At 48.1% G+C, this 5173-nt stretch carries 2 tRNA genes and 2 rRNA genes; all 4 read left to right on the forward strand.

Annotated elements, in window-relative coordinates:
* Nucleotides 1-57 precede the first annotated feature (57 nt).
* Nucleotides 58-1579: ribosomal RNA gene (locus VR862_RS13735) — 16S ribosomal RNA — on the forward strand.
* Nucleotides 1580-1783: 204 nt separating this feature from the next.
* Nucleotides 1784-1857: transfer RNA gene (locus VR862_RS13740), tRNA-Ile, on the forward strand.
* A gap of 155 nt (nt 1858-2012) precedes the next feature.
* Nucleotides 2013-2086, forward strand: a tRNA-Ala gene (locus tag VR862_RS13745).
* A gap of 245 nt (nt 2087-2331) precedes the next feature.
* Nucleotides 2332-5170 (forward strand): 23S ribosomal RNA (locus VR862_RS13750).
* Together the 16S and 23S rRNA genes with 2 tRNA genes alongside form the textbook arrangement of a ribosomal RNA operon.
* The last annotated feature ends 3 nt before the right edge of the window (nt 5171-5173 follow it).

The raw sequence follows: 5173 nt of genomic DNA on the forward strand, positions 1-5173 counted from the left end.
ACTGGAAACAGTTAAGAAAGGAATTCCTTTAGTAGTTGTAAAATTATTTAAGATTTAACGATGAAGAGTTTGATCCTGGCTCAGGATGAACGCTAGCGGCAGGCTTAACACATGCAAGTCGAGGGGCAGCACGTCTTCGGATGGTGGCGACCGGCGCACGGGTGCGTAACGCGTATACAATCTACCTTTTACAGGGGCATAGCCCGGGGAAACCCGGATTAATATCCCATGGTATCATTGAGTGGCATCATTTAATGATTAAAGTTTCGGCGGTAAAAGATGAGTATGCGTCCTATTAGCTAGATGGTAAGGTAACGGCTTACCATGGCTACGATAGGTAGGGGTCCTGAGAGGGAGATCCCCCACACTGGTACTGAGACACGGACCAGACTCCTACGGGAGGCAGCAGTGAGGAATATTGGACAATGGGCGAGAGCCTGATCCAGCCATGCCGCGTGCAGGAAGACTGCCCTATGGGTTGTAAACTGCTTTTATACGGGAAGAAACACTCCCTCGTGAGGGAATTTGACGGTACCGTATGAATAAGGATCGGCTAACTCCGTGCCAGCAGCCGCGGTAATACGGAGGATCCAAGCGTTATCCGGAATCATTGGGTTTAAAGGGTCCGTAGGCGGGTGCGTAAGTCAGTGGTGAAAGTCTGCAGCTCAACTGTAGAACTGCCATTGATACTGCATACCTTGAGTAATTATGAAGTGGTTAGAATATGTAGTGTAGCGGTGAAATGCATAGATATTACATAGAATACCGATTGCGAAGGCAGATCACTAATAATTTACTGACGCTGATGGACGAAAGCGTAGGTAGCGAACAGGATTAGATACCCTGGTAGTCTACGCCGTAAACGATGGTTACTAGCTGTTTGGCTCGATTGAGAGCTGAGTGGCTAAGCGAAAGTGATAAGTAACCCACCTGGGGAGTACGTTCGCAAGAATGAAACTCAAAGGAATTGACGGGGGCCCGCACAAGCGGTGGAGCATGTGGTTTAATTCGATGATACGCGAGGAACCTTACCAGGGCTTAAATGTAGTCTGACAGGGGTGGAAACACCCCCTTCTTCGGACAGATTACAAGGTGCTGCATGGTTGTCGTCAGCTCGTGCCGTGAGGTGTCAGGTTAAGTCCTATAACGAGCGCAACCCCTGTTGTTAGTTGCCAGCGAGTCAAGTCGGGAACTCTAACAAGACTGCCGGTGCAAACCGTGAGGAAGGTGGGGATGACGTCAAATCATCACGGCCCTTACGTCCTGGGCCACACACGTGCTACAATGGTAGGGACAGAGAGCAGCCACTACGCGAGTAGGAGCGAATCTATAAACCCTATCACAGTTCGGATCGGAGTCTGCAACTCGACTCCGTGAAGCTGGAATCGCTAGTAATCGCATATCAGCCATGATGCGGTGAATACGTTCCCGGGCCTTGTACACACCGCCCGTCAAGCCATGGAAGCTGGGGGTACCTGAAGTCGGTCACCGCAAGGAGCCGCCTAGGGTAAAACTGGTAACTGGGGCTAAGTCGTAACAAGGTAGCCGTACCGGAAGGTGCGGCTGGAACACCTCCTTTCTAGAGATTTTGCCTCTTAATAGGCAAAACGCAATTACGACATAAGGAGCCTTGAAACAGAAGTGAAAAGCGCTTCTGGTCTTAATTCACTGTCAATTTAATTTTTTACTGTATAATGTATTTTGTAGAATGTATAATGTAAAGGGATCTTGTAAAGGTCGTTTCAATATACAATAGACAGTATACACTATACAATAAAATTGCAGTCTCATAGCTCAGCTGGTTAGAGCGCTACACTGATAATGTAGAGGTCGGCAGTTCGAGTCTGCCTGAGACTACTGAAGTACGAAGGTAGAAATACGAAGTACGAAGTTCATTGAGAATTATTGAAGGAAATTTTAGAAGTTGGGCAACCAGTTTACGGTACGCAGTTAAGCAGTACGCAGTACAGTGAAGACTGATTACTGAATACTGACCACTGCCAACTAAAAACGGGGGATTAGCTCAGCTGGCTAGAGCGCCTGCCTTGCACGCAGGAGGTCATCGGTTCGACTCCGATATTCTCCACAATTTAAATGATTAAGGAATAAGGAATAATGATTAACCTCATTAGACCTTAAACATTAAACCTTAAACATTTGAGAAACGTTCATTGACATATTGGAAAATAAGAATACGAGAAACATAAAGATTTCTATGATTGCAAAATTATAGATAGAGCAAATTATATTTCGAGGTTTGAGATTTGAGAAGAGGGTTTTATAACTCTTAACTCATAACTTATAACTTCAAAAGAGCATATTAGGTAAAAGCACATAAGCTAAATAAGGGCGTATGGGGAATGCCTAGGCTCTCAGAGGCGATGAAGGACGTGATAAGCTGCGAAAAGCTGCGGGGACTGGCACATACAGGTTGATCCGCAGATATCCGAATGGGGCAACCCAGCATACTGAAGGTATGTTACTCCGCAAGGAGGGCGAACCCGGAGAACTGAAACATCTAAGTACCCGGAGGAGAAGAAAACAATAGTGATTGCGCTAGTAGTGGCGAGCGAACGCGCATTAGCCCAAACCATGTAGCTTACGGGCTGCATGGGGTTGTAGGACCACGGCATTGGTTGTGTAATGAACTAGAACACTTTGGAAAGAGTGGCCATAGACGGTGATAGCCCGGTATAGGTAAAGATCATTAACCATAGTGGTATCCTGAGTAGTGCGGGGCACGAGAAACCCTGTATGAATTTGGCGGGACCATCCGCTAAGGCTAAATACTCCTGAGAGACCGATAGTGAACCAGTACCGTGAGGGAAAGGTGAAAAGAACCGTGAATAACGGAGTGAAATAGATCCTGAAACCATACGCTTACAAGCGGTCGGAGCCCTATTGGGGTGACGGCGTGCCTTTTGCATAATGAGCCTACGAGTTAACGTTGCCAGCGAGGTTAAGCCTTTAAGAGGTGGAGCCGTAGCGAAAGCGAGTCTGAATAGGGCGCTTTAGTTGGTAGTGTTAGACGCGAAACCGTGTGATCTACCCTTGGGCAGGTTGAAGCTGTGGTAACACATAGTGGAGGACCGAACCCGTTGACGTTGAAAAGTCTTGGGATGACCTGAGGGTAGGGGTGAAAGGCCAATCAAACTCGGAAATAGCTCGTACTCCCCGAAATGCATTTAGGTGCAGCGATTTATTAGTTTTATAGAGGTAGAGCTACTGATTGGATGCGGGGGCTTCACCGCCTACCAATTCCTGACAAACTCCGAATGCTATAAAATGATGTAGATCAGTGAGGGCATGGGTGCTAAGGTCCATGTCCGAGAGGGAAAGAACCCAGACCATCAGCTAAGGTCCCCAAATGTATGTTAAGTTGAAAAAACGCGGTTGAACTGCTTAGACAGCTAGGATGTTGGCTTGGAAGCAGCCATTCATTTAAAGAGTGCGTAACAGCTCACTAGTCGAGCGGTTCGGCATGGATAATAATCGGGCATAAACATACTACCGAAGCTATGGATTTTATACAATTAGTATAGAGTGGTAGGGGAGCATTGTAACAACGTAGAAGGTATACCTGCGAGGGGTGCTGGAGTGGTTACAAAAGAAAATGTAGGCATAAGTAACGATAATGCGGGCGAGAAACCCGCACACCGAAAGACTAAGGTTTCCTCAGCTATGCTAATCAGCTGAGGGTTAGTCGGGGCCTAAGGCGAACCCGAAAGGGGTAGTCGATGGACAACCAGTTAATATTCTGGTACCTGCTTTGCGTTAAAAGTGACGGAGGCGAGAATTAGGTGCGCACTGACGGAATAGTGCGTTGAAGGGAGTGGTAACACCCCGATAGTACACCAAAGCTACGGCGGCGGTGATAATCCTGAATATCGACTTCCAAGAAAAGCGAGCATAAGCAGCCCGTACCGCAAACCGACACAGGTAGTTGGGATGAGAATTCTAAGGTGCTCGAGAGATTCATGGCTAAGGAACTAGGCAAAATTGACCTGTAACTTCGGGAGAAAGGTCGCCCCGAGCAATCGGGGCCGCAGTAAAAAGGTCCAGGCGACTGTTTATCAAAAACACAGGACTCTGCTAAATCGAAAGATGACGTATAGGGTCTGACACCTGCCCGGTGCTGGAAGGTTAAGAGGAGATGTTAGCATTAGCGAAGCATTGAATTGAAGCCCCAGTAAACGGCGGCCGTAACTATAACGGTCCTAAGGTAGCGAAATTCCTTGTCGGGTAAGTTCCGACCTGCACGAATGGTGCAACGATCTGGACACTGTCTCAGCCATGAGCTCGGTGAAATTGTAGTATCGGTGAAGATGCCGATTACCCGCTGTGGGACGAAAAGACCCCGTGAACCTTTACTATAGCTTAGTATTGACTTTGGACAAGTGATGTGTAGGATAGGTGGGAGACATTGAAGCGGTATCGCCAGGTATCGTGGAGTCATTGTTGAAATACCACCCTTTACTTGTTTGAAGCCTAACCCCGTAACTCGGGGGACAGTGCTTGGTGGGTAGTTTGACTGGGGTGGTCGCCTCCAAAAGAGTAACGGAGGCTTCTAAAGGTTCCCTCAGCACGCTTGGTAACCGTGCGTAGAGTGCAATGGCATAAGGGAGCTTGACTGAGAGACATACAGGTCGATCAGGTACGAAAGTAGAGCATAGTGATCCGGTGGTTCCGCATGGAAGGGCCATCGCTCAAAGGATAAAAGGTACTCCGGGGATAACAGGCTGATCTCCCCCAAGAGCTCACATCGACGGGGGGGTTTGGCACCTCGATGTCGGCTCGTCACATCCTGGGGCTGGAGAAGGTCCCAAGGGTTGGGCTGTTCGCCCATTAAAGTGGCACGCGAGCTGGGTTCAGAACGTCGTGAGACAGTTCGGTCTCTATCTACAGTGGGCGTTAGAAATTTGAGTGGATCTGACTCTAGTACGAGAGGACCGAGTTGGACTGACCTCTGGTGTACCAGTTGTTCCGCCAGGAGCACTGCTGGGTAGCTACGTCGGGAAGGGATAAGCGCTGAAAGCATATAAGCGCGAAACCCACCACAAGATGAGATTTCTTTAAAGGATCGTGGGAGACCACCACGTTGATAGGTCACAGGTGTAAAGGCAGTAATGTCATAGCCGAGTGATACTAATAATCCGTATAGCTTAGTGCACTT

This window comes from Salinimicrobium aquimaris (genome assembly GCF_035607535.1).
Lineage (GTDB): Bacteria > Bacteroidota > Bacteroidia > Flavobacteriales > Flavobacteriaceae > Salinimicrobium.